The 23472-nt window shown below is 66.9% G+C and carries 24 protein-coding genes, 1 tRNA gene and 1 other RNA gene; 13 read left to right on the top strand and 13 right to left on the bottom strand.

Annotated elements, in window-relative coordinates:
• Window position 1: 1 nt before the first annotated feature.
• Complete coding sequence (locus ACIUM1_RS16565) at window positions 2-439, bottom strand: SRPBCC family protein (RefSeq protein ID WP_406813727.1); 438 nt, start codon at window positions 437-439, stop codon at window positions 2-4.
• Between the two features lie 81 nt (window positions 440-520).
• On the opposite strand from ACIUM1_RS16565, the gene ACIUM1_RS16560 reads away from it, so the two are divergent.
• Both ACIUM1_RS16560 and ACIUM1_RS16555 read left to right on the top strand, forming a co-directional pair.
• Window positions 521-1924 (top strand): FAD-binding oxidoreductase, encoded by a 1404-nt coding sequence (locus ACIUM1_RS16560; RefSeq protein WP_406813726.1) that lies wholly within the window; start codon window positions 521-523, stop codon window positions 1922-1924.
• A gap of 5 nt (window positions 1925-1929) precedes the next feature.
• Window positions 1930-3240 (top strand): class I SAM-dependent methyltransferase, encoded by a 1311-nt coding sequence (locus ACIUM1_RS16555; protein ID WP_406817710.1) that lies wholly within the window; start codon window positions 1930-1932, stop codon window positions 3238-3240.
• Between the two features lie 37 nt (window positions 3241-3277).
• Here ACIUM1_RS16555 and ACIUM1_RS16550 read toward each other — a convergent pair whose 3' ends face one another.
• The 3 genes from ACIUM1_RS16550 to ffs all read right to left on the bottom strand — a co-directional run bounded on the left by ACIUM1_RS16550 (window position 3278) and on the right by ffs (window position 6678).
• The gene (locus tag ACIUM1_RS16550) at window positions 3278-5143 is read right to left on the bottom strand and encodes a DNA polymerase III subunits gamma/tau (RefSeq protein ID WP_406813725.1); all 1866 of its coding nucleotides are present in this window, start codon (window positions 5141-5143) and stop codon (window positions 3278-3280) included.
• A gap of 51 nt (window positions 5144-5194) precedes the next feature.
• A complete protein-coding gene (locus ACIUM1_RS16545) occupies window positions 5195-6499 on the bottom strand; it encodes an aminotransferase class I/II-fold pyridoxal phosphate-dependent enzyme (RefSeq protein WP_406813724.1) in 1305 nt (434 codons plus the stop codon).
• Between the two features lie 82 nt (window positions 6500-6581).
• Window positions 6582-6678: signal recognition particle sRNA small type (gene ffs / locus ACIUM1_RS16540), an RNA gene on the bottom strand.
• A gap of 76 nt (window positions 6679-6754) precedes the next feature.
• Here ffs and ACIUM1_RS16535 point away from each other — a divergent pair.
• Both ACIUM1_RS16535 and ACIUM1_RS16530 read left to right on the top strand, forming a co-directional pair.
• Window positions 6755-6843, top strand: a tRNA-Ser gene (locus ACIUM1_RS16535).
• 88 nt (window positions 6844-6931) lie between these two features.
• Complete coding sequence (locus tag ACIUM1_RS16530; RefSeq protein WP_406813723.1) at window positions 6932-7750, top strand: hypothetical protein; 819 nt, start codon at window positions 6932-6934, stop codon at window positions 7748-7750.
• Here ACIUM1_RS16530 and ACIUM1_RS16525 read toward each other — a convergent pair whose 3' ends face one another.
• The gene (locus ACIUM1_RS16525) at window positions 7751-8491 is read right to left on the bottom strand and encodes an enoyl-CoA hydratase/isomerase family protein (protein ID WP_406813722.1); all 741 of its coding nucleotides are present in this window, start codon (window positions 8489-8491) and stop codon (window positions 7751-7753) included.
• A 13-nt stretch (window positions 8492-8504) separates the two neighbouring features.
• Window positions 8505-8885, bottom strand: a complete 381-nt coding sequence (locus tag ACIUM1_RS16520) for a hypothetical protein (RefSeq protein WP_406813721.1) — start codon at window positions 8883-8885, stop codon at window positions 8505-8507.
• A gap of 201 nt (window positions 8886-9086) precedes the next feature.
• Here ACIUM1_RS16520 and ACIUM1_RS16515 point away from each other — a divergent pair, with 201 nt between their 5' ends.
• Window positions 9087-10154 (top strand): dihydrodipicolinate reductase, encoded by a 1068-nt coding sequence (locus ACIUM1_RS16515; protein ID WP_406813720.1) that lies wholly within the window; start codon window positions 9087-9089, stop codon window positions 10152-10154.
• A 112-nt stretch (window positions 10155-10266) separates the two neighbouring features.
• On the opposite strand, the gene ACIUM1_RS16510 is transcribed toward ACIUM1_RS16515, so the two are convergent.
• Window positions 10267-10428, bottom strand: coding sequence for a hypothetical protein (locus tag ACIUM1_RS16510; protein WP_406817903.1), 162 nt, complete (start codon window positions 10426-10428; stop codon window positions 10267-10269).
• 61 nt (window positions 10429-10489) lie between these two features.
• Between ACIUM1_RS16510 and ACIUM1_RS16505 the strand changes: the two genes are divergently transcribed.
• The 3 genes from ACIUM1_RS16505 to ACIUM1_RS16495 are packed head-to-tail and all read left to right on the top strand — an operon-like array spanning window position 10490 to window position 12399.
• Complete coding sequence (locus ACIUM1_RS16505) at window positions 10490-10663, top strand: CsbD family protein (protein ID WP_066954818.1); 174 nt, start codon at window positions 10490-10492, stop codon at window positions 10661-10663.
• Window positions 10663-11385, top strand: coding sequence for a cutinase family protein (locus ACIUM1_RS16500; protein ID WP_406813719.1), 723 nt, complete (start codon window positions 10663-10665; stop codon window positions 11383-11385). Before ACIUM1_RS16505 ends, ACIUM1_RS16500 begins: the two co-directional genes overlap by 1 nt.
• Before the next feature lie 27 nt (window positions 11386-11412).
• A complete protein-coding gene (locus tag ACIUM1_RS16495; protein WP_406813718.1) occupies window positions 11413-12399 on the top strand; it encodes an SDR family NAD(P)-dependent oxidoreductase in 987 nt (328 codons plus the stop codon).
• A gap of 12 nt (window positions 12400-12411) precedes the next feature.
• On the opposite strand, the gene ACIUM1_RS16490 is transcribed toward ACIUM1_RS16495, so the two are convergent.
• Window positions 12412-12801 carry a PPOX class F420-dependent oxidoreductase gene (locus tag ACIUM1_RS16490; RefSeq protein WP_406813717.1) on the bottom strand — a complete coding sequence of 130 codons (390 nt, stop codon included), beginning with the start codon at window positions 12799-12801 and terminating at the stop codon, window positions 12412-12414.
• A gap of 248 nt (window positions 12802-13049) precedes the next feature.
• Between ACIUM1_RS16490 and ACIUM1_RS16485 the strand changes: the two genes are divergently transcribed.
• Entirely contained in the window at window positions 13050-13607 is a 558-nt protein-coding gene (locus ACIUM1_RS16485; protein ID WP_406817709.1) for a TetR/AcrR family transcriptional regulator, read from the top strand.
• Between the two features lie 9 nt (window positions 13608-13616).
• Here ACIUM1_RS16485 and ACIUM1_RS16480 read toward each other — a convergent pair whose 3' ends face one another.
• The gene (locus tag ACIUM1_RS16480; RefSeq protein WP_406813716.1) at window positions 13617-14819 is read right to left on the bottom strand and encodes a cytochrome P450; all 1203 of its coding nucleotides are present in this window, start codon (window positions 14817-14819) and stop codon (window positions 13617-13619) included.
• Window positions 14820-15039: 220 nt separating this feature from the next.
• Window positions 15040-15633 carry a TetR/AcrR family transcriptional regulator gene (locus ACIUM1_RS16475; protein ID WP_406813715.1) on the bottom strand — a complete coding sequence of 198 codons (594 nt, stop codon included), beginning with the start codon at window positions 15631-15633 and terminating at the stop codon, window positions 15040-15042.
• Window positions 15634-15724: 91 nt separating this feature from the next.
• Between ACIUM1_RS16475 and ACIUM1_RS16470 the strand changes: the two genes are divergently transcribed.
• The 3 genes from ACIUM1_RS16470 to ACIUM1_RS16460 all read left to right on the top strand — a co-directional run bounded on the left by ACIUM1_RS16470 (window position 15725) and on the right by ACIUM1_RS16460 (window position 18098).
• On the top strand, window positions 15725-16303 hold the full coding sequence (locus tag ACIUM1_RS16470) for a PaaI family thioesterase (RefSeq protein WP_406813714.1): 579 nt from the start codon (window positions 15725-15727) through the stop codon (window positions 16301-16303).
• A gap of 15 nt (window positions 16304-16318) precedes the next feature.
• On the top strand, window positions 16319-17083 hold the full coding sequence (locus ACIUM1_RS16465) for an SDR family oxidoreductase (RefSeq protein WP_406813713.1): 765 nt from the start codon (window positions 16319-16321) through the stop codon (window positions 17081-17083).
• Window positions 17084-17270: 187 nt separating this feature from the next.
• On the top strand, window positions 17271-18098 hold the full coding sequence (locus ACIUM1_RS16460; protein ID WP_406813712.1) for a rhomboid-like protein: 828 nt from the start codon (window positions 17271-17273) through the stop codon (window positions 18096-18098).
• Here ACIUM1_RS16460 and ACIUM1_RS16455 read toward each other — a convergent pair.
• A complete protein-coding gene (locus ACIUM1_RS16455) occupies window positions 18039-20051 on the bottom strand; it encodes a glycoside hydrolase family 172 protein (RefSeq protein ID WP_406817708.1) in 2013 nt (670 codons plus the stop codon). The two genes, ACIUM1_RS16460 and ACIUM1_RS16455, sit on opposite strands and share 60 nt — an antisense overlap.
• Window positions 20052-20974: 923 nt before the next feature.
• Complete coding sequence (gene ligD, locus ACIUM1_RS16450) at window positions 20975-22006, bottom strand: non-homologous end-joining DNA ligase (RefSeq protein WP_406813711.1); 1032 nt, start codon at window positions 22004-22006, stop codon at window positions 20975-20977.
• Window positions 22007-22032: 26 nt separating this feature from the next.
• Between ligD and ACIUM1_RS16445 the strand changes: the two genes are divergently transcribed.
• Complete coding sequence (locus ACIUM1_RS16445; RefSeq protein WP_406813710.1) at window positions 22033-23103, top strand: ATP-dependent DNA ligase; 1071 nt, start codon at window positions 22033-22035, stop codon at window positions 23101-23103.
• A 27-nt stretch (window positions 23104-23130) separates the two neighbouring features.
• Here ACIUM1_RS16445 and ACIUM1_RS16440 read toward each other — a convergent pair whose 3' ends face one another.
• Window positions 23131-23421, bottom strand: a complete 291-nt coding sequence (locus tag ACIUM1_RS16440) for a hypothetical protein (RefSeq protein ID WP_406813709.1) — start codon at window positions 23419-23421, stop codon at window positions 23131-23133.
• Window positions 23422-23472 lie beyond the last annotated feature (51 nt).

The raw sequence follows: 23472 nt of genomic DNA, 5'->3' as shown, positions 1-23472 counted from the left end.
CTCAGCTCTCCAGTTCCTTCTTCAGGTTGGCCAGCACCTCGCCCTGAATCCTCTTCAGCCCCAACGGCGCAAAGGTTTTCTCGAAGAAGCCCTTCACACCGCCCGCACCCGTCCAGGTGGTCTTCACGGTCACGCTGGAGCCGGGCCCGGCGGGAGCGACCGTCCAGTTGGTCACCATGGACGAGTTCGCGTCCTTCTCGATAACGGTGTGCCCGGCCACATCGACGTTGACCTGCACGTCGCGCACCCGCGATTTGGTGGCTTGCAGCCTCCACTTGGCGACGGTGCCCTGCCCCTGCCCACCCTGCAGCACCTGGTAGTCGCTGTACTGCGGGGACAGGATTTTCGGACGGACGGTCTGATAGTCCGCGACCGCGGCAAGGGTTGCCGCGGGCTCCGCGTTGACCAGGATGGTGCTCTCTGCGCTCACCTGTCCCAAGGCGACCCCTCCTCACGATGATTTCCCCGGTGCCACCCTTTTCCACGGGTGCACGGGTTGTTGTCGAAGACTAGGGTATATGTGGTGCCTGTCCTTGGATCTGCACTCGCGGCCCACAAGTCCGGCGTTGACCGGATGTTGGCAAGTTATCGATCCATCCCGGCGACATCGGCCGTCCGGCTGGCCAAGCCGACGTCAAATCTGTTCCGCGCCCGCACCAAACGCGATGCGCCCGGTCTGGACACGTCCGGGCTGACCGGCGTTCTGAGTGTGGATCCCGAAACCCGCACCGCCGACGTGGCCGGCATGTGCACATACGCGGACCTGGTGGCCGCGACGCTGCCGTACGGCCTTTCGCCGCTGGTCGTCCCGCAGCTGAAGACCATCACCCTCGGTGGCGCGGTCAGCGGACTGGGCATCGAGTCGGCGTCGTTCCGCAACGGCCTGCCGCATGAATCGGTGCTGGAGATGGACATCCTCACCGGCGCTGGCGATTTGCTCACCGCCTCACGCACCCAGCACGCCGACCTGTTCCGCGCCTTCCCGAATTCCTATGGGACGCTTGGCTATTCAACTCGGCTTCGAATCGAGCTGGAACCCGTCGCGCCGTTCGTGGCGTTGCGGCACGTTCGATTCCGCTCGCTGCCCGACTTGGTCGCGGCCATGGAACGCATCATCGACACCGGTGGGCAGGGCGGGACGCCGGTCGACTACCTCGACGGAGTGGTCTTCAGCGCCGACGAAAGCTACCTGTGCGTGGGCCGGCGGACCACCACTCCGGGCCCGGTCAGCGACTACACCGGCAACAACATCTACTACCAGTCCATCCGGCACGACACCCCGGGCGTGGAAGCCACCAAGGACGACCGGCTGACCATGAATGACTACTTCTGGCGCTGGGACACCGACTGGTTCTGGTGCTCACGCGCATTCGGCGTGCAGAACCCGCGACTGCGACGGTGGTGGCCGCGCCGTTACCGGCGCAGCAGCGTCTACTCGAAACTGATCTCCCTGGACCGCCGCTTCGGGCTGTCCGACCGCATCGAGACCCGCAGTATTCGCTCGCCGGGCCGCCCGCTTCGTGAGCGGGTGGTGCAAGACGTCGAGGTGCCGGTCGAACGGACCTGCGACTTTTTGGAGTGGTTCCTGGAAAACGTGCCCATCACGCCAATCTGGTTGTGCCCGTTGCGTCTACGTGACCACCAAGGCTGGCCGCTGTACCCGATGCGACCGGATCACACCTACGTCAACGTGGGCTTCTGGTCGTCGGTGCCGGCCGGCCCGACCGAGGGCGCCACCAATCGGATGATCGAAGCCAAGGTGGGCGAGTTCGACGGCCACAAGTCGTTGTATTCGGACTCGTTCTACTCCCGCGAGGACTTCGACGAGTTGTACGGCGGCGAGGCCTACAACACCGTCAAAAAAACCTATGACCCCGATTCTCGTTTACTCGACCTCTACGCGAAAGCGGTGCAACGGCGATGAACTCAATTCGGGAGACCAAAGAACCCCACCGCTCACCCACCGGCAAACTGAGCATGGCCGAGATCCTGGAGGTCTTCGCCGCGACCGGTAACCATCCGCTGAAGTTCACCGCGTACGACGGCAGCACCGCCGGAAGCGAAGACGCCGAACTGGGCCTGGATCTCCGCACCCCCCGCGGCGCCACCTACCTGGCCACCGCGCCCGGCGAACTCGGCCTGGCCCGCGCCTACGTGGCGGGTGACCTGCAGGCCTACGGCGTGCATCCGGGAGATCCGTACCAGCTGCTGAAGACGCTGACCGACCGGGTGCAATTCAAGCGGCCGCCGGCACGGGTGCTGGCCAACGTCGTCCGTTCGTTGGGCATCGAGCGGTTGGTGCCGGTGCCACCACCACCGCAGGAGACCCGCCCCCGGTGGCGCCGGGTCGCCGACGGGCTGATGCACACCAAGACCCGCGACGCCGAGGCCATCCACCACCACTACGACGTCTCCAACACCTTCTACGAATTGGTGCTGGGTCCGTCGATGACCTACACCTGCGCGGTGTATCCCGACGCCGAGGCGACGCTGGAAGACGCGCAGCAGAACAAGTATCGGCTGGTCTTCGAAAAGTTGCGGCTACAGCCGGGCGATCGGCTGCTCGACGTCGGCTGCGGCTGGGGCGGCATGGTGCGGTACGCCGCGCGCCGCGGCGTCCGGGCGATCGGCGCCACCTTGTCGGCCGAGCAGGCGAAGTGGGCGCAGCGGGCGATCGCCGACGAGGGGCTGGCCGAGCTGGCCGAGGTCCGGCACTCCGACTACCGCGACGTCGGCGAGGCGCGGTTCGACGCCGTCTCCTCGATCGGGCTGACCGAACACATCGGCGTCAAGAATTACCCCGCCTACTTCGGGTTCCTGAAATCGAGGCTGCGCACCGGCGGTCTGCTGCTCAACCACTGCATCACCCGCCACGACAACACCTCCACCTCGTTCGCCGGCGGGTTCACGGATCGCTACGTCTTCCCGGACGGCGAGCTGACCGGCTCGGGCCGCATCACCAGCGCCATCCAGGACGCCGGCTTCGAGGTGCTGCACGCGGAGAACTTCCGCCATCACTACGCGATGACGCTGCGCGACTGGTGCCGCAACCTGGTCGAGCACTGGGAGGTGGCCGTCGCCGAGGTCGGTTTGCCGACCGCCAAGGTTTGGGGCTTGTACATGGCGGCGTCCCGGGTTGCGTTCGAGCAGAACAACCTTCAGCTCCATCACGTGCTGGCGGTCAATGTCGACGCGCGGGGCGACGACGACCTGCCGCTGCGGCCGTGGTGGACGCCCTGACGCACTAGCCGACGGTCGCCACTAGCCGACGGTCGCCCTAGCCGTTGTCGATGCGGCGGGCGCCCAGCTCGTTCTGCAGCAGTTCGAGCGCGACCTCTTCGGGGTCGCGGCGCGGCGCCGACGGCTCGTCCCGCACCGCCTCGGCGAGCATGTGTTCCTCTTCGTCGCGGCGCGCGGAATCCGCGTCGGGTGCGGGCTCGGCCACGGTGGGTGGCACCGGGCCCGCTCCGCCGGCGGCGGGAGGGGGTGTCGCGGCCGCCGCCGGTGCGGCGGCCTCGCACCGCACCCGCCAGTTGACGCCCAGCGCGTCTTTGAGCGCTTCGGCGATGACGTCGGCGTTGCGCTGTTCGCACAGCCGCTTGGCCAGCGGCGCCGATTCATGGCTCAGCACCAACGTGTTGCCCTCGATCGCCCGCACGGTCGCCCCGGCCAGCATCACCTCGGTGGTGCGGCTGCGCTGCCGCACCTTTTCGCGCACCGTCGGCCACATGCTGCGTACCGCGGCGGTGTTGAGTTCGCCCGGCGCAGAAGCTGATTCGGCTGCGGGCGCCGGCGCGGGAGGCGCAGCCGGTTGGGGCGCGGGCGCCGCGACCGGTTCGGGTGCCGGGGCCGGCTCGGGCGCGGGCCGCGGTTCGGGCTTGGCGGCGGCCGCCGCGGACGGCCGGGTGAACCGGACGGGCGGCTCGGGTTCGGCCGGCGCCGGCGCGCTGCGCGGCGCCGCGGCGGGGGCTTCGGAGGCGGGAATGGACATGTCCAGCCGGGTCTCGATCCGCTCGACGCGTTGCAGCAGCGCCGACTCGGTGTCGCTGGCCGAGGGCAGCAGCAGGCGCGCACACACGACCTCCAGCAGCAGACGCGGCGCCGTCGCACCGCGCATCTCGCCCAGGCCCGCCTGCACCACCTCGGCGTAGCGGGTCAGGGTCGCCGGCCCGATCCGGGTCGCTTGGTCACGCATCCGCTCCAGCACGTCCTCGGGTGCGTCCACCACGCCGCGCCCGGCCGCATCCGGGACGGCCTGCAGCAGGATCAGGTCGCGGAACCGCTCGAGCAGATCGGTGGCGAAGCGCCGTGGGTCGTGGCCGGCATCGATCACCGACTCCACGGCACCGAACAGCGCCGCGGCATCGGCGGCGGCGAGGGCGTCCACGGCGTCGTCGATCAGCGCCATGTCGGTGGCGCCCAGCAGGCCCAATGCCCGCTGGTAGGTGACGTGGGCGCCTTCGGCGCCGGCCACCAGTTGGTCGAGCACCGACAGTGTGTCGCGGGGCGAGCCGCCTCCGGCGCGGATCACCAGCGGGTAGACGGCGTCGTCGACGGCAACACCCTCCTGCTCGCAGATCCGCCCGATCAACGACCGCATCGTCTTCGGCGGCAACAACCGGAACGGATAGTGGTGGGTGCGCGAGCGGATCGTCGGCAGGACCTTCTCCGGTTCGGTGGTGGCGAAGATGAAGATGAGGTGCTCGGGCGGCTCCTCCACGATCTTGAGCAGCGCGTTGAAACCCGCCGTGGTCACCATGTGCGCCTCGTCGACGATGAACACCCGGTAGCGGGACTGTGCCGGCGCGTAGAACGCGCGGTCGCGCAGCTCGCGGGTGTCGTCCACACCGCCGTGGCTGGCCGCGTCGAGTTCGACCACGTCAATGCTGCCGGGGGCGTTGGGCGCCAGCGCCTGACACGAGTCGCAGACTCCGCACGGTGTGGCCGTCGGACCCTGGGCGCAGTTCAGCGATCGGGCCAGGATGCGCGCCGAGGAGGTCTTACCGCAGCCGCGCGGGCCCGAGAACAGGTACGCGTGGTTGATCCGGCCGGCGTCCAGGGCGACCGACAGCGGTTCGGTGACGTGCTCCTGTCCCACCACTTCGGCGAAGGTTGCCGGACGGTACTTGCGGTAGAGGGCCACGGTCAGCAGGCTACCGGCGACCGGCGACGACGGCCGGACAGGCGTCCGCGCTCAGCGCGCGCTCGACGCGCCGGTGACGACACCGGGGTTGAGCAGGTGCTCCGACGCTGCCAGCAACGCGCAGGTGGCCAGGCCGTCGACCGCGTCGCGCAGTTCCGGCAGCGACGGGAAGGTCGGCGCGATCCGGATGTTGGTGTCCTTGGGATCCTTCCGGTACGGGAACGACGCGCCCGCCTCGGTCACCGCGATACCGGCGTCCTTGGCCAGCGCGACGGTCCGCTTGGCCGTGCCGGGCAGCACGTCGAGGCTGATGAAGTAGCCGCCCTTGGGGTCGGTCCACGACGCGATCTTGGACTCGCTGAGCCGCTGATCCAGGATCTCGGCGGCCAGCGCGAACTTCGGCGCCAGGATCTGCTGGTGCTTCAGCATGTGCAGCCGCACCCCGTCGGCGTCGCGGAAGAAGCGCAGGTGCCGCAGCTGGTTGACCTTGTCCGGTCCGATCGATTTCTTCCCCGCATATTGCAGGTACCAGGCGATGTTGCCCAGCGAGCCACCCAGGAAGCTGACACCGCCGCCGGCGAAGGTGATCTTCGAGGTGGACGCGAACACGTAGGGCCGATGCGGATTGCCGGCCGCGGAGGCCAGCCCGAGCACGTCGACCTGCCGGATGAAGTCGTGCGTCAGGGTGTGTACCGCATACGCGTTGTCCCAGAACAGCCGGAAGTCGGGTGCCGCGGTCCGCATCTGGACGAGCCGCAGGACGTTGTCCCAGGAGTAGGTGACCCCGGTGGGGTTGCCGAACACCGGCACCGTCCACATGCCCTTGATGGCCGGGTCGGCGGCCACCAGCTCTTCGATCAGGTCGACGTCGGGCCCGTCGGACAGCATCGGGACGGGAATCATCTCGATGCCCATCGTCTCGGTGATGGCGAAGTGGCGGTCGTAGCCGGGGACCGGGCAGAGGAACTTGACGCTCGGTTCGTCCTTCCAGGGCCGCTGCGAGTCCACGCCGCCGTACAACATCGAGAAGGCGACCAGGTCGTGCATCAGCTCCAGGCTGGAGTTGTTGCCCGCGATCAGGTTCTGCACCGGGATGCCGAGCAGCTGCCCGAAGATGGCCCGCAGCTCGGGCAGGCCGTGCAGGCCGCCGTAGTTGCGGGTGTCGGTGCCCTCGCTGTCGCGGTAGTCGTCGCCGGGCAGGCTCAGCAGCTGGTTGGACAGGTCCAGCTGGGCGGGAGCCGGTTTGCCGCGGGTCAGGTCGAGGGCGAGCTTTTTCGCCTGCAGGTCCGCGTAATCCTGCCGGTGACGAGCGTTCGCGGCCGCGAGCTCGGCGGGGGTGAGAGACTCCAGCGACACCGTGAACCCTTTCGCTGATCGGCATTAGTGGCGATCGCAAGCGCGGCTTAGCCGGGCGCGGTGGGTCGCCACTCATGATGCACAGTAGGGGACCCCGCGCACCCGACAGAGCCCATTGACCCTTGCTGCCTTCCGGCCCTGGGGGAGTTCACAGGATAGACGCCGCGCGGGGTCCAGCGACGAGTCTAATACCTGCCGCGGAGCCGACGACGAGCAACTGGCGGGGGCCCTCCGGCCCTCGGTTACCATGGCCACGGAGGATTCGCCTAGTGGCCTATGGCGCTCGCCTGGAACGCGGGTTGGGTTAACAGCCCTCGCGGGTTCAAATCCCGCATCCTCCGCCATTGATCCGCCAAGCGGACATGCACGAATTGATATGGATTCGGGTCGGCCGGCTTTAGGCTGGCCTGGATCACCAGCACGAGGAGGGGTATGGGGCGCAAGGTCGCCATCCCGTGGCACGCGTCATTCTCGATCGCTGCCGGCGTCCTCTACTTCCTTTTCGTGCTGCCCCGCTGGCCTGAGCTGATGGGCGATACCGCGCACACGTTGGGGACGGCGCTGCGCATTGTGACGGGTGCGCTCGTCGCGCTCGCGGCGCTGCCGGTGGTGTTCACCCTGCTGCGCACCCGCAAGCCCGAGTTGGGGACGCCGCAGCTGGCCCTGTCCCTCAGGGTCTGGTCGATCGTGGCCCACGTGCTGGCCGGGGTGCTGATCATCGGGACGGCGATCAGCGAGATCTGGTTGAGCCTGGACGCCGCCGGACGGTGGTTGTTCGGGATCTACGGCGCCGCGGCAGCGATCGCGTTGCTCGGCATTTTCGCCTTCTACCTCGCCTTCGTCGCAGAACTGCCCCCGCCGCCGCCCAAGCCGATCAAGGCGAAGAAGCCCAAGAAGCGCCGCGTGCGGCGCAAGGAGGGTGACGAGGCCGAAGCCGAAGAAACCGAGGACGAGACGGACGAGGCGGAGACCGCCGCCGCAGCCGACGAGACCGAGGAACCCGAGCAGGCCGAGCCGGCGCCGGCGCCCGGCGACGTCACGGCCGAAACCGCCGAAGCCACCGAACCTGAGGCCGCAGCGGAGCCGACGACCGAGGCGGCAACCGTCGAGGACACCGCCGAGAAGGCCGACGAGGATGACGAGTCGAAGGCCAGGCTGCGCAACCGCCGCCCGACCGGCAAGGGATCGCATCGGATGCGCAGGCGCACTCGGGCCGGCGTGGCCTTGGACGAAAACACCGACGAAGACTAGTCAGCGGCGCCGCAGCCGCTCCACGTAGTCGGCGATGCGTCGCAGCGTGTCGTCACTGCCCCACATCCGGCCAACTTCGTCGTCGACGCCGCGGGCCTCATGGATCCGCGCCATCGTCGGGGCGTGCAACTGGGTCTTCGTCTGCCGGTAGGCGTCGGCCGGAATGCTGCCCAGGTCCGACGCCTCCGCCACGGCCACCTCGATGAGCTCGTGGTCGACGACGCGGTGGGCCAGTCCGCGTGCCACGGCTTCCGCGCCCCGATAGTTGCGGCCGCCCAGCAACACCTCGTCGGCGTGCGCCCCGCAGGCGTAGCGCATGACCTCCAACGCGGCGACCGGGAACGGTACCCCCACGCGCACCTCGACAGCGCCGATCGGTGCCTCGGGGCTGATCAGGCGACGGTCGCAGGCGCACGCGAGCACACAGCCGCCCGCGATGGCGGCGCCGTTGATCGCGGCCACGGTTGGCCCCGGGTAGCTGAACATCGCCTCGAACGCCCCGGACAGGGCGGGGACCAGCCGATCGGTGTAACCGGCGCCGCCCTGCACCACGCGGTTGAGGTCGACGCCGGCGCTGAAGGCGCGCCCGGCGCCGGTGATGACCAGCGCGCCGCCGTCCGAACGTGCCAGCTCGCGCACCGTCGACGCCAGCCCTTCGAGCAGCTCGACATCCTGCGCGTTGACCGGGCCCGACGACAGGGTCAGCACCTGCACGGTTCCCACGGTGTCGATGTCGATCACGTCATTCCTCCGATCAGCGGCTGACGGCCGCGAGGACCACCGGAATGTCGGTGTTCTCGTCGGTGTGATAGCTGGCGCAGACGCGGTGGTAGCCGTCGGCGATCTGCAACGAAACCCCGGTCATGAAGTCACCGCGCACCAGCAGGATGGGTGACAGCGGCAGGCCCTTCTCGATCTTCGTCAGGTCGGCCGCGACGTGGGGGTTGTCTGTCGGCAGCAGGCTCAGCTGCGCGGCCCGTAGGATGTCTTTGGCTTTTCTGTGCGTCACCGTTCCAGACTTCAGCTTCTTCAACACCTTCTTCACGGTCTGCCCGTCCGCAAGCATGGTGAGATAGTCCGCTGCCGCCGGAAAGTCATGGGCCTCCGGCTTTTCCAGCCACTTCACGCTGAGCATCTCGGTCCTCCCGCTGCCGGCTCCGACATCGACGCAGCCTACCGGCCCGGGCTTCGATCGCCCCGCTGTGCGGGCCGGCGTCGTCGTGTCCGCTTCGATGATTCGCGGGTGGTGGATCTGGTGTCGGCCGGTGCGAATCTTGGCCTCTGAATCTGCCTATTAGGCCTACTAAGAACCCTGATCATTCCCTATGCTGAGCGAGTGCCAAACAGATATCGCGTCGTCCAGTGGAACACCGGGAACGTCGGCAAGTGTTCGCTGAAATCGATCGTCACCAACCCCACTCTGGAATTGGTGGGCTGCTACGCCTGGTCGCCGGAGAAGGCCGGGCGCGACGCCGGTGAACTCGTCGGGATTTCGCCGGTCGGCGTCACGGCCACCAACGACATCGACGAGCTGCTGGCGCTCAAGCCGGACTGCGTCGTCTACAACCCGATGTGGATCAACGTCGACGAACTGGTCCGCATCCTGTCCGCGGGCGTCAACGTGGTGACCACGGCGTCGTTCATCACCGGGCACAACCTCGGCGACGGCCGCGACCGCATCCTGGAGGCTTGCGAGAAGGGCGGATCCACCATCTTCGGGTCGGGTGTGAGCCCGGGCTTCGCCGAACTGTTGGCCATCGTGTCGGCCATGGTCTGCAACCGGATCGACAAGGTCACCGTCAACGAGGCCGCCGACACCACCTTCTATGACTCCCCGGAGACCGAGAGGCCGGTCGGCTTCGGTCAGCCGATCGATCACCCGGACCTGCCGGCGATGGCGGCCAAGGGCACGGCCATTTTCGGCGAGGCCGTCCGGCTGGTGGGCGACGCGCTGGGCGTCGAGCTCGACGAGGTGCGCTGCGTCGCTGAGTTCGCCCAGACCACCGAGGATCTCGTGATGGCCTCCTGGACCATTCCCGCGGGACACGTCGCGGGCACCTACATCAGCTGGCAAGGGATCGTCAACGGCAAGACGCTCATCGACCTCAACGTCCGGTGGAAGAAGGGACAGACACTCGAACCCGATTGGCAGATCGACCAGGACGGCTGGGTCATCCAGGTCGACGGCCAACCGACGGTCACCACCAAAGTCGGCTTCCTGCCGCCGCCATACTTCGAAGCCACCACGCTCGAGGAATTCATGGACCTCGGCCACATCATGACGGCGGTACCCGCCATCAACGGGATCGCCGCCGTTGTCGCCGCGGCGCCGGGCATCGCCACCTATGCCGATCTTCCGCTGACACTGCCGCGCGGCAACGCGCATGTCAGCACTGATCGGTGAGCGCGCGCTCCGTCACTTTTGCGGCCGCGACGGCCTCGGCGGCGTGTGCAGCGAACGGGCAACGCCCGCAACGGATTCCATGTCGGAAGCTGGGGCGCAGCAACGCCGGAAGCTATCGGCCGGAATCCTCCGGGGGCTCGGGTTTTATGGCGGGGGGTTGTGCGGTGGGCGAGTCCCTCAGATAGCGCCTCAGCCGCAGCAGTTGATTGACCACCATGCCGATGCCGAGCAGCATCAACCCCGCCACCACTGCCACCACTATTGCGGTGCTCACATGTCCATGATGACAGGCCAGGGGGTTTGGATGGCTGCACCTGCCGGGTAGCCACAGCGGCATGAGTAACGAAGACAAGCTGAAGAACAAGATCGAAGACCTCGGTGGCCGGGCCAAGGAGGCCGTCGGCAAGGCGACCGGAGACCACGACACCAGGGACGAGGGCAGGGCGGATCAAGCCAAGTCCAGCCTGAAGGACGCCGGTGAAAAGGTGAAAGACGCCTTCAAAAAGTAATGCGCGGTCGCAAGGCGTCGGCCGTCGAGTGCGCGGGCCGACGGTGGGCTCTCGCGCTCTGCGCCGCGGCGGTGGCCGGCTCGCTGGTGTCCAGCGCGCCCGTTCCGGCCGCGGCGGCCGAGCCGTGTCCCGACGTCGAGGTGGTGTTTGCCCGAGGATCCGGCGAACCGCCCGGCGTCGGCGGGATCGGTCAGCCCTTCATCGATGCCTTGCGCGCGCGGATCGGCGGCCGGTCACTGGCCGTCTACCCGGTGAATTACCCTGCCAGCACTGACTTTTCGAATCCTGACTTCCCCGCGACCGTCATCGACGGTATCCGGGACGCCAGTTCGCACATCGAGTCGATGGCGGCAAACTGCCCGAATACCAAAGAGGTGCTCGGCGGCTATTCGCAGGGCGCCGCGGTGGCCGGCTACACCACCTCGGCCGCCGTGCCCCCGGGCGTGCCCGCGTCCGCCGTGCCGCCGCCGATGCCGCCCGACGTCGCCACGCACGTCGCCGCCGTGACGCTGTTCGGAACGCCGTCGGGCCAGTTTCTGCAGAAGTACAACGCACCACCGCTGACCATCGGACCGTTGTATCAGTCCAAGACGCTCGAGTTGTGCGCGAAGGGCGACCCGGTCTGCGGCAACGGCGACGACACCAACTTCGCCGCCCACACGTCGTATCCGGTCAACGGAATGACAAACCGGGCCGCCGACTTCGCCTCCAGTCGTCTCTAGAATTCGGCGGTCTTGCAGAATGAGCCGATGCGGGTTCTGATCACGGGCGGTACTGGATTCGTCGGCGGCTGGACCGCCAAGGCAATCTCCGACGCGGGGCACTCCGTGCGGTTCCTGGTCCGAAACCCGGACAAGCTGAAGACCACCGTCGCCCGGCTGGGCGTCGACGTTTCGGATTTCGCCGTCGCCGACATCACCGACCGGGTGGCGGTACGCGAGGCGTTACAGGGATGCGACGCGGTGGTACACAGCGCCGCGCTGGTCGCCACCGACCCGCGCCAGACGCCTCAGATGCTGGCCACCAACATGCAGGGCGCTCAGAACGTCCTGGGCCAGTCCGTCGAACTGGGGCTGGACCCCATCGTCCACGTGTCCAGCTTCACCGCGCTGTTCCACCCGGACCTGGAGACGCTGACGGCAGACCTGCCGGTGGTGGGCGGTGCGGATGGATACGGAACGTCCAAGGCGCAGGTCGAGATTTACGCCCGGGGCCTGCAGGATGCGGGTGCGCCGGTCAACATCACCTATCCGGGCATGGTGCTCGGTCCGCCGGTCGGCGACCAGTTCGGTGAGGCCGGCGAAGGCGTGCGGGCGGCCGTACAGATGCACGCGATTCCCGGGCGCAGCGCCGCGTGGCTGATCGTCGACGTCCGCGACCTGGCCGCGCTGCACGCGGCGTTGCTCGAGCCGGGGCGCGGACCGCGCCGCTACACCGCCGGCGGTCATCGGGTGCCCGCGGCCGACTTGGCGAACCTGCTCGGCGAGGTCGCCGGGACACCGATGGTCGCCGTCCCGATCCCGGACACCGCGCTGCGGGTGGCGGGCGCGGTGCTGGATCGGGCGAACCGTTTCCTGCCCTTCGAGACGCCATTCACTTGGGCCGGAATGCAGTACTACACGCAGATGCCGGCGTCCGACGATTCTCCGAGCGAGCGCGAACTCGGCATCACCTATCGGGACCCCAAAGAGACCGTGGCGGACACCTTCGAGGCCATTCGCAGCGAAGGCGGCTGACCGCGGGCCGCCTCAGCCGGCGGGTTTGATCTCCAGTCCGACGTGGAGCTTGTCTATGCCGCCGCGCACGATCGAGTGCAGGTAGAACCACGGCGCGTGGTACCAGTACCGCTTGAGGACTGCGTTGTAGACGCGTCGCGTCTCGGATTTCGGCAGCACCCGGGCGACGGCTTCGACCTCTTCGCCCTTGGGCTTGCCCAGCGCCGCGCTCTTGGCGATCGTCACCCGGGGAGTGTTGTTGATGCGCTTGGTTTTCCACGACCCGTCGTCGGTGATCACCAACAGTTTGTCGTCGCCGTCGGGCACGCCCCAGACCGGAGTGGGCTTCGGACGCCCGTCCTTGGTGAATGTCGTCAACAGCAAGTACTTGGACTGGATAACGTCCTTGAAGCTGGGGGCCACCGGTGTTCCTTAGCTGTGGATGGATCGCCCCGTCACTATCCCCGATATTTAAGAGACTTAAACTTGACCGGCAGTCGCCCGGTCGTCACGTGGCGGACTGAAATGGATTAGCTCACCGTCGAGGTGCGAGCATGTCAGCTATCTGGCTTGGGCGGTCGCCCAAACCGGATAGCTGACAGTTTCTGTGATAAGACCACACTGTGACCGCATCGCACCGAGCCAAGCCGCGTGATTCGAACACTCGCGACATGCTGGTGGCGGCGACCAGTCAGATCATGCTCGAGGAGGGTTACGCCGCCGCCACGTCGCGCCGGATCGCGGCCAAGGCCGGGGTCAAACCCGCGCTGGTGCACTACTACTTCCCGACGATGGATGAGTTGTATCTGGCCGTCTTTCGCCGCGGGGCCGCTAGCTACCTGGAGCGCCAGCAGAAGGCGTTGGCCTCCGACCGACCGCTGCACGCCTTCTGGGCGACACTCATCGAGCCCAAAGACACCAGGCTGCTGCTGGAATTCATGGCACTTGCCAACCACCGCAAGGAGATTCGGTCCGAGCTTTCAGCGTGGTCGGAGCGCTGGCGCGAACAGCAGACCACCGCGCTGAACTTCATCGTGCGCGAACACGAGCTCGATCCGGACGAGTTCCCGCCCGCGGCCCTCGCGGTGGTCATCGCCTCGATAGGGCGCACCCTGATCCTCGAGCAGGGACTCGGCACCCATGGTGGGCACGACGAGGCGGTCGCGTTGGTCAACCGCTTCCTGAACCGATTCGAGATGCCCGCCCCGAAGAAGCGCCGCAGGACCTGACGCGGCCGCTCAGGGCAACACCACGCGCAGCCGCTCCCAGCCACGCACGGTCGACGTCGACGCCAATTGCGCCGTGTCATAATCGATCTCCCATTCGGGCCACCGGTTGAGGATCTCGTCCAGCGCCACGCGGCCCTCGAGGCGGGCCAGGTTGGCGCCCAGGCAGTAGTGCACGCCTTTGCCGAACGTGATGTGCGAGATGTTGTCGCGCCGGATGTTGTAGGTGTCCGGATCGGTGTAGCGGCGGTGATCGCGATTGGCGGCGCCGAACAGCAGCAGCATGGCGCTGCCGGCCGGCACCGTCGTGCCGTAGCAGTCGAAATCCTTTGTCATCCACCGTGCGACGTGTGGACCGGTGGGTTCGAATCGCAACGTCTCGTCAATGGCCCGGGTCAACAGTGACCGGTCCTCATGGACCGCGCGGCGCTGGTCGGGATGCTCGGCGAGCACCTTGGCCAGCCAGCCGATCAGCCTGCCGGTGGTCTCGTTGCCCGCCCCGGCGACCACCTGCGTGTAGTGCAGCACCTCTTTGCGGGTCAGCTTGCGGCGCACCCCGTCCTCGTCGTCGAATTCGACGTTGAGCAGCGTCGTCATCAGGTCGTCCGACGGGTTCCGGGAGCGCCACTCGACGTAGTCGGCGTAGATCCGGCCATCGGCGATAGCGTCGGCATCGGCGACCTTCAGCGGCGCCCCCGGATTGGTGCGCAGGTTGGCGTCATTGGCGTCGCGAACCGAGATCTGTTCGGATTCGGGGATTCCCAGCAGCATCCCGATCACGCGCATCGGCATCATCGACGCGAGTTCGGCGATGATGTCGAAGCCCCCGGAGCCGACGAGCGGGTCCAGACATCGCACACAGTATTGCCGAATCTGATCCTCCAGGGCGGCCATCCGGCGGGGGGTGAAGACCCGCGACATCAATCCGCGCAGCCTGGAGTGTTCCGGCGGATCCTGGAACATCATCACGCCGCCGGGCATGTCGAATTGGGATTGGACGAGCTCGAGGATGTCGCTTCGCCGGTTGGAGAAGGTCTCCCAGTCGGCCAGGCCGTGCTCCACGTCGGAATACCTTGATAGGGCCCAGAAGTCGTAACGCCTGTTGTAGTAGATCGGCGCCTCATCGCGCAGCCGCGCGTAGATCGGATAGGGGTTGGCATTGATGTTGACGTCGTAGGGGTCGTAGTAGACGTCGGTATCGTTGGTGACCGTCATCGATGCTTCCTTACTTCAGACAGCTGTTGGCCACGACCGCCAGCGCAACCCTCCGGTGGTGCACCGGGCCTCGTCGGGGCCAGAAACAGCACGACGTCCGCATCCGTCACCAAGGCGACCTTGCCGTCCATCCGGCACACAGCACCCTCCACTCGACGAATTTGGGCGATCGCCCAAAAGTGCGGCGCAGGCCATGTCTAGCAGCTGCAGGACGAGTCCGTCAAGACCTCAGGGCCGCCTCGATCAGCGTTGCCGCGGCGGCGCGCGCATGCACCACGGGCGCGGTGTCATTAAGCGACGTCGCCATCGCGGTGGCGCCCTCGAACAGCACGGCCAGCTGCTGACCGAGCAGATGGGGGTCGGCGGCACCGGCCTCGCGCGCGACACCGATGAGACGGTCAATGAACGTCCGCTTGTGGGTGCGCACGATGTCGTCCGTCGTCGGCAGCGATCCGGCTGATTCCACGGCGGCGTTGTGAAAAGGGCAGCCGCGCACGATGTCTGACGGAGGTAGGTCGAAGATAGCCAACAGGCGCTCGCGGGCGGGAAGGTCGACGTCGGCGAGGCGCCGTTCGGTGGGTGCGCCGCCGCGGGTCTCGATGTCTCGCAGGTAGTTATCGACGAGCTCGTTCTTGCTGGCGAAGTGCTGGTAAAGCGTTCGCTTGGAAACGCCGGCCTCTTGAGCGATGAGTTCGACCCCGGTCGCGTGAATGCCGTTGCGGTAGAAGAGCCGGCCCGCGGCGCGCTCGATGCGTGCGCGTGCGCCGCGCCCGCCGGCCGGACGGGCGGGTGGTGCGGCTACGCTCATGGTCATCATCGTACACCGTTCGGTTTACAACTGGACCCTTGATTGCTAGCCTTGCCCTGAAATTGTAAACCGATCAGTTTTCTCCGAGGGGTTTGGCATGGTCCATTCGGACACTCGCGTCGGCGAGTCCGAGGCAGCGGGATGGGGCGAGCCTCAGTCGCGGCTGATCACCTGGCGCGACCCGATCACCACCCAGGCCACCGTCGCGTCGATGTCCGGCCTTGCGTATTGGCGCGCGGTGTCCGGCGGCGAGTTGCCGCCCCCACCGATCGGTGAGCTCGTCCAGATGCGCGTCACCGAGGTCCGCAAGGGTCACATCACCTTCACCTGCACACCCGACGGGTCCATGTACAACCCGCTGGGAACGGTGCACGGCGGCACCCTGTGCACATTGTTGGACACGGTTACCGGCTGCGCCTTGCACACCACGCTCGCGGCGGGCTTCGGGTACACGTCGGTCGAGATCAAGGTCAACTACCTCAAAGCCGTCACCGTCCCCAGCGGTCCACTGACCGCGGTTGGCACGGTGATCAAGGCCGGTGCGCGCATCGGGTTCACCGAGGCGAAGGCCACCGATGCATCCGGCGCGCTCGTCGCGACCGCGAGCAGCACGCTGTTGATCTTCGAATTGCCGAGTCGCACAGCTGAATACAACGGCAGCAGCAAGCACGACTGAAGGGACCGGCACGCCATGACTTCCGTTTTGATCACCGGCGCCAACCGCGGCATCGGCCGCGCCGTCGCCACCGAGTTCGCCGCCCGCGGCCACCGCGTGGTGGCCACCGCCCGTGATCCCCGCACACTGGCGGATCTCGACGCCGCCCGGCGGCTGCCGCTCGATGTCACCGACGACGCCAGCGTCACCGCGGCCGTCGACGCCGCCGGCGACATCGACATCGTCATCGCCAATGCCGGCGTCATCGTCTACGCCGCCGTGGAAGCCACGCCGCCGGCCGAGCTGCAACGACTGCTCAACCTCAACACCGTCGGCGCGATCAGGGTGGCTCAGGCGGTGCTGCCGCAGATGAGGTCCCGAGGCGACGGGAAGCTGTTGTTCATGTCCAGCGTGCTCGGACGCGTCGTGCTGCCGCCCGCCGCGGCATACGCGGCGACGAAGTGGGCGCTGGAAGCTTTGGTCGAGGCGCTGGCGATCGAGGTCGCGCCGTTCGGGGTGCAGGCCGCGCTGCTGGAGCCTGGGGCGGTGAGCTCCGGGGCGCTCGACGACGTCACCACTTACACGCTCCCCGACGATCCCTACGCGGCGATCCTGCGGGGTGGCGGGGCACGCGCCGGAATGATCACCCCCGATCAGGTCGCGGCCGAGGTGGTCGATGCCGCCGAGAAACCGCAACTGCCGCTGCGCATTCCGATCGGCGGGGCGGCCAGGGCGCTGCTGACCGCTCGCCACGCGGCTCCCGACGATGCCCCGTTCATCATGGGAGCAGTCGAGAGGTGATGGTCGGTTGGCGCCTGACAAAGCGGCGTTGCGGCGCGTCATCGAGCCCTGCGATCACTTCTCTTTCGATCACCTCTCTTTAAGGAGTCGTCACGGCGCCGTCGAACTCCGTGAAGTTTCGCGGCACGGGTGTGAAGGCTTCGTTAACAATGAGGCACGCGGCGCGCCGGACCGGCACCGTAGAAATATGCCACTCGCCGCTACCCAAGCGCCGCTGCGCTGGGCTCAGGCGCCGCTGCGCGCCATGCCCGGCGCGGGGTCGATTCGGGTCACGGCCGGCTACGCGGTCATCTTGCTCACCATCCACCTCATCCTTTCGGTGCTGGGACCGCATGCGCACGAGGTCGCCGTAAGCCGAATGAGCACAAACGTTCACAACCTCGGGCGCGGGCACCTGGGCACCTTGATCGGGAGCGCGTTCATCGACGACGGCGGCGATCTGTTCTTCTGGCTGCCCGGCCTGGTCTGCCTGCTGGCTTTGGGCGAACTCATGTGGTGCGGACGGCATTTGCTCGTCACCTTCGCCGTCGGCCATATCGGTGCCACGTTGATCGTGGCGGTCGGACTGGTCGCCGCCATGGAAAGGGGGATGCTGCCGGCCTCGGTCGCCCGCGCCAGTGACGTGGGGATCAGTTACGGCGCAGTCTGTGTGCTCGGCGCGCTCACGACGGCGATCCCAGCGCGCTGGCGGGGGGCCTGGGCGGGTTGGTGGTTGGGCAGCGCTGCGGTGGCGGCCGCAGGGGCGGACTTCACCGCGGTCGGGCACGTGGTGGCGCTGCTGCTCGGCATCGGATTGTCCTTACGGATGCGCTCGCCAGCCGTCTGGACACCGCTGCACCAGGCCTTGCTGGTGGTCGGCGCCACGTTCGGCTACCTCTTGCTCGCCGGGCCTTCGCTGCTGGCGCCGGTCGGCGGGTTCGCCGGTGCGCTCGTCGGGCTGATTACCAACCGCTCCCTAGTCAGAGGGCCCCGTCAGTGTGTCGATGTGGTAGCGGCTGGCGGTCCACGGCGGTGAATCGGCGGTAGGCGTCAACGTGAATGTCAGCTGCGCCTTGCCGTTGGTGACCGACTGTGGCACCAGGTAGGTGTCGTCCAGCCAGCGGTGAACGGTGTTGCTGCGTGGCTGCAGCCAGTTCCCCGTGAGCACGCCGTCGACCGCGACGTCGGCCGATTGGAAGCCGGTGGCTTGATCGGATGTGCGGCGCAGCAGGATGCCGTGGTTGTCCGGATCGATCTGCATGTGAAACGTGATCGCGCCTTGGGTGGCACGCACCGAGCCGACGACGGGCAGCGTGTCCTGAGTGCCTTCGTATTCGCTGACCAGTAGTCGATCGGTCGCGTCGGAATCGGTGTAGCCGTGCAGGACTCGATTGACGGGATCGGTGGGGCTGAGGTCGTCGCCGGCGGTGATGCCGGCGTCCGGCTGGGTATAGAGGAATGCGGTTGAGCTGTAGTCGGGTTGGACCATGTTCCTTTTGCCGTGCTCGATGCCGAATCGGATCGCCGAGTGATAGCCGATCGCGTCGGCCAGCATGATCCGGTAGGCGGCGACGCAATAGTCGGCGCATCCGCCGACGGCCGTGCGCTGATCGGGCTGACCGTTGAGTGGGTCGCTGAAGTGGGTGCCGTTCTTGAAGTACCAGCCGCCCTCGTAGAGGTCTTCGGTGCCGGTGCCGTACCACTGCGGAGACGCCGCGCCGTCGGTGTAGACCCGCTCGGCGCCCTCGAGGAAGTAAGGGGCATCGTCACTGAACGCCGTTTTCGTCCGATAGCCATGAATGGTGTGACTGACACCGACGAATTTGCCGCGCCCCTGTTCCTCGGCGAAAACCCAGTCCTGGCCGGGGGTGGTCGGCCCGGCGTGTGAGCGCGCGGTGAAGTAGCCGGCGCGGCCGCTGCTCAGCGCGGGCGCCCACTGGGCGCCGGGGGCGGTCGCTACGTCGCTCTCGATCCCGGTCACCGGGTCGGAGCTCGCGTTGACCAGTGTGACGCGCGCCGAGCGCGCGAAAGGCATGGGCCACCAATCGGATAACGCCACCGAGCCATCGGGTGCTGTGCTGGCCGCGAACATCAGCGATCGCACCGGGTTCGCGCCGAGTCCGGCGCCGAAGAATTCCCCCAGTGGGGAGTCGACCGTGGTTCGGCCGTCGAATTCGACCTGCAGCCGCAATCCGGTCAACTGTCGAGCCGCCGGTTCGGGCAGCTGCAGCCGCAGCGCCGAGATGGTGGCCGGTCCGGTCGATTCGGCGATGGTTTGTCCGGCGCCGGCGGCCAGGTCGATGACCCTATTGCTGTGCGTTGCATCGGCTGCCGCCGGTTTGGGATCGATCGTGCCCGCGGACCCCAGCGTGTTCAGCACATCGAGCGCGGGGTCCGACGGTGAGAACGTGGTCACCCCGTCGGTGTCGGGAAATTGCCGATAATCAACGTGGTAATACTCCAAATGGGATGCGACGCTGACCCGCATCGACCGCCGATAGGGCATCGGCACCTTGATGTAATCGCCTCCCGGCGACTGCGCCGCGTTGGCCACCAGCGGCCATACGAACGGGGCGCCCAATTTGCCGTCGACCAACGATTGCAATGGTGTGTCGACGACGGCCTGCCCATCCAGTTCGATGCGGACATTTCCGAGCGCGCGGACGTTGCCGCCGTCGCGGGTCAACCAGATCGAATCGAGTTCTCCGGCACCGTGATCCTCGGCGATGACGCAGCCGGCGCCCCCCTGCGCCAGACAGCCGCCACTGCCGTTGCGATTGCCGGTGGAGATGTCAAAATCGCCGCCGCTGCGATCAAAGCTCGACACCTGCAGGGTCTGCGAACCGGGCTGCAAATAAGGCAAGAGGTCCAACCGGCGGTACGTGTCCCAGCCGACGATTCTTTCGCCGGATTGGTTTGTCTTGGGCGAGGCCGGCTCGGCACCGGCCGCACTTGCACCGAAGATCGCTAATAGCAGCAACGAGAGCACCGCGGAACAGACCCGCGCTGCGATCGACATAGCAACCGAGCCTACTTTTGTCGGCCGCGCCGGCAGGTGCACCGCCGCCATTCCCTAACCAAAGCGGGTCGATCCATACCCATAGTTAATGCGGAAGCTGAATTGCATACCGGCGGTTGGCTTTAGCGGCGCACAACACGTTGCACCGTGCCCGCGACTCGACGAAGACCAAGCCTCAGACCCAGGCAATTACCCGACTTTCGGCACAATAAGACCCGATTTTCATGGGCATTTTGATCAACTCACGCGGTAGTTGAATTCAAAACCGGCGGTTGCCCCCCGCCGACCTTCCCGCCAGGTGACGTATTCGCCGAAATTATTCATTCCCATACTCATCGGAACACTCACCGGGTAGTATTTGCCCTCTCGGGCGTAACATTTCTGCTACGAATGGAGTGGTCATGTCTGGTCTGAAATACAAAGTCATCCTTGGTCTGGTCCTCGCCTTCACCGCCGTCGCGGCTTCCGGCTGCACGACGCCGATAACAATCGACTGCGGACCGGACCTCACCTGCACAGGGTAAGGCTTGCCGGGTTACCGGCAGGATCTCAACTACTCGCACCCATTACTTGGCAGGCCCCTATTCGGGCGTATTGAGTGCTCCCCCAACGGCATTGGGTGCAAGTTCCAGTACGGCCACCTGCCGCTACGCGCCGCGTAGCGGCAGGTGCCGTGACTGAATCCGGTCGACGATTCGGGTTTGCAAATCCCGCATTGTCACAGTGACAAATCGCCTTAAGCCCCTGCGGCGCAACAGAATCACTCCGCGGGGCATCCCGAGTGATTAGCGTGGGGTTCCTTACCTGGGCACAGTGGCTTATCTATGCGAGAGGGCTAAACGCGCGCCGATCGCGGCCGAGGACGCCGGCGCCAATCGTTCAACAGATTCCGGCTAGCCTTTTTCCTGTTTGAGATCCCGATCCCTGCTCGGCTGAACTCGTTTGGGCTCGCCGGGCATTTTCGGATAGTTCGGCGGATACGGCATGTCCCCGAGCCCGCGCTCTTCGTCGGCCTCGGCCATCTGCAGCAAGGAAGCGATCGATTGCGCCGCATCATCCATTGCGCCCCAGGGGTCTTTGCGATCCCTGACCAGATCGGGCACGGTCGCCATGGTGTAGTCGTCCGGCTCCGCGCGGGCGAGCTCCTCCCACGTCAGTGGCATCGATACCGTCGCGATCGGGGTGCGCCGCACCGAATATGCCGACGCCATGGTTCGGTCCCGGGCGTTCTGATTGAAGTCGATGAAAATGCGCTCGCCGCGTTGTTCCTTCCACCAGGACGTGGTGACGGCATCGGGCGCGCGGCGCTCGATCTCGCGAGCCAGGGCGATGCCGGCGCGGCGCACCTCGACGAAATCCCAGTCGGTCGCGATCCGGAGGAAAACGTGGATCCCGCGGCCGCCCGATGTCTTCGGGTATCCCACCAGACCGAGCTCGTCGAGTAATGGCCGCAGCACGTCGACCGCGACGGTGCGCGCCTGCTCGAACGCCACACCGGGCTGCGGATCCAGGTCGATGCGCAGTTCGTCGGGATGGTCGGTGTCCGGGCAGCGCACCTGCCACGGGTGGAAGGTGACGGTGCCCATCTGTGCGGCCCACACCACCGCCGCCGGGTGGGTGACCTTCAGGGCGTCGGCCGTCCGCCCGGACGGAAAGGTCACCCGGCACGTCTGCAGGTAGTCGGGGTGATGCGCAGGGATCCGCTTCTGGTAGATCTCCTCGCCGTCGACGCCGTCCGGGAACCGCTGCAGATGGGTGGGCCGGTCGCGGAGCGCGTCGAGCATCGGCCCGCCCGCGACGGCACGGTAATAGTCCACCAGGTGCCGCTTGGTGCCCTTCGACCCCAGCTCGGGGAAATATACCTTGTCCGGATTGGTCAGGCGCACCGCAATGCCATCGACGTCGAGCTCTTCTGCAGCAGCCATACCTCCGATTCCAGCACAATCAGGCTATGGACCTCCCTGTCATGCCGCCGGTGTCGCCGATGCTGGCGAAGTCGGTTCGCTCAATACCTCCCGACGCGTCGTATGAGCCCAAGTGGGACGGCTTCAGGTCGATCTGTTTCCGCGACCACGACCAGGTCGAGCTGGGCAGCCGCAATGAACGGCCGATGACGCGCTATTTTCCGGAGCTGGTCGCCGCTGTCAGGGACGAGCTGCCGAAGCGCTGCGTGATCGACGGCGAGATCGTCATCGCCACCGACCACGGGCTGGATTTCGAGGCGCTGCAACAGCGCATCCACCCGGCCGACTCGCGGGTACGCATGCTCGCCGCGGCCACGCCGGCGTCCTTCATCGCGTTCGACCTGCTCGCCCTGGGCGACGACGACTACACGCGACGGCCCTTCAGCGAGCGGCGCGCCGCCCTGGTCGATGCCTTGGCGGGCTCGGGACCCTCGGTCCACATCACGCCGGCGACCACCGAGCTGGACACCGCGCATCGCTGGTTCGACGAATTCGAGGGCGCCGGCCTCGACGGCGTCATTGCCAAGCCGCTGGACATCACCTACCAGCCGGACAAGCGGATCATGTTCAAGATCAAGCACGAGCGGACCGCCGATTGCGTGGTCGCCGGCTATCGGGTGCACAAGTCGGGGGCCGGGGCGATCGGTTCGCTGCTGCTGGGGCTCTATTCCGATGATGGTCAGCTCGCGTCGGTCGGCGTGATCGGCGCGTTCCCGATGGCCGAGCGGCGGCGGCTGTTCGACGAACTACAGCCGCTCGTCACAGATTTCGAGAACCACCCGTGGAATTGGGCCGCGCACGAAGCCGGCGAGCGGACCCCTCGCAAGAACGAATTCTCGCGCTGGAATGCCGGCAAGGATCTGTCGTTCGTGCCGCTGCGGCCCGAGCGGGTGGTCGAGGTCCGCTACGACCACATGGAGGGCCGGAGGTTTCGCCATACCGCGCAGTTCAACCGGTGGCGTCCGGACCGCGAGCCGCGCTCGTGCACCTACGACCAGCTCGAACAACCGGTGACGTTCAGCCTCGGCGAGATCGTGCCGGGGCTCGGTGCGGGCTAGAACGGCGCCCATCCACGATGGGGCGGCTCAGCCGTCGATGTGCGTGGGTGGGTCGGCGAAGGCGAAATCCGACGGGTTTTGGCCGGGACCCATCACATTGCAGTGATTGTCGGGCACCAGGTATGAACTGGCGCCGTTGGGAACCAAGCGGGTGACTGCCACGCAACGTTGCCAGGTGCCGTCCGGCTGGACGGGTCCGTCGCACTTACTGAGCACGGGACCCCCATACAGGCAGCCAGCGCCCGCCGGCGGCGCCGCGGCGATCAACTGTGCGGCCATCAGTAGGGCGGCGGATCCTCCGACGATGCACCGCTTCATGGTCGCCTCCCGTCACATCGCCGCTGGGGCCATCGCCGACGCTACCGCTTG

Origin of the sequence: Mycobacterium sp. M23085 (assembly GCF_045343915.1) — a bacterium.
In the GTDB taxonomy this organism is placed as follows: domain Bacteria; phylum Actinomycetota; class Actinomycetes; order Mycobacteriales; family Mycobacteriaceae; genus Mycobacterium.
This window is presented reverse-complemented; position numbering and strand designations above follow the sequence as displayed.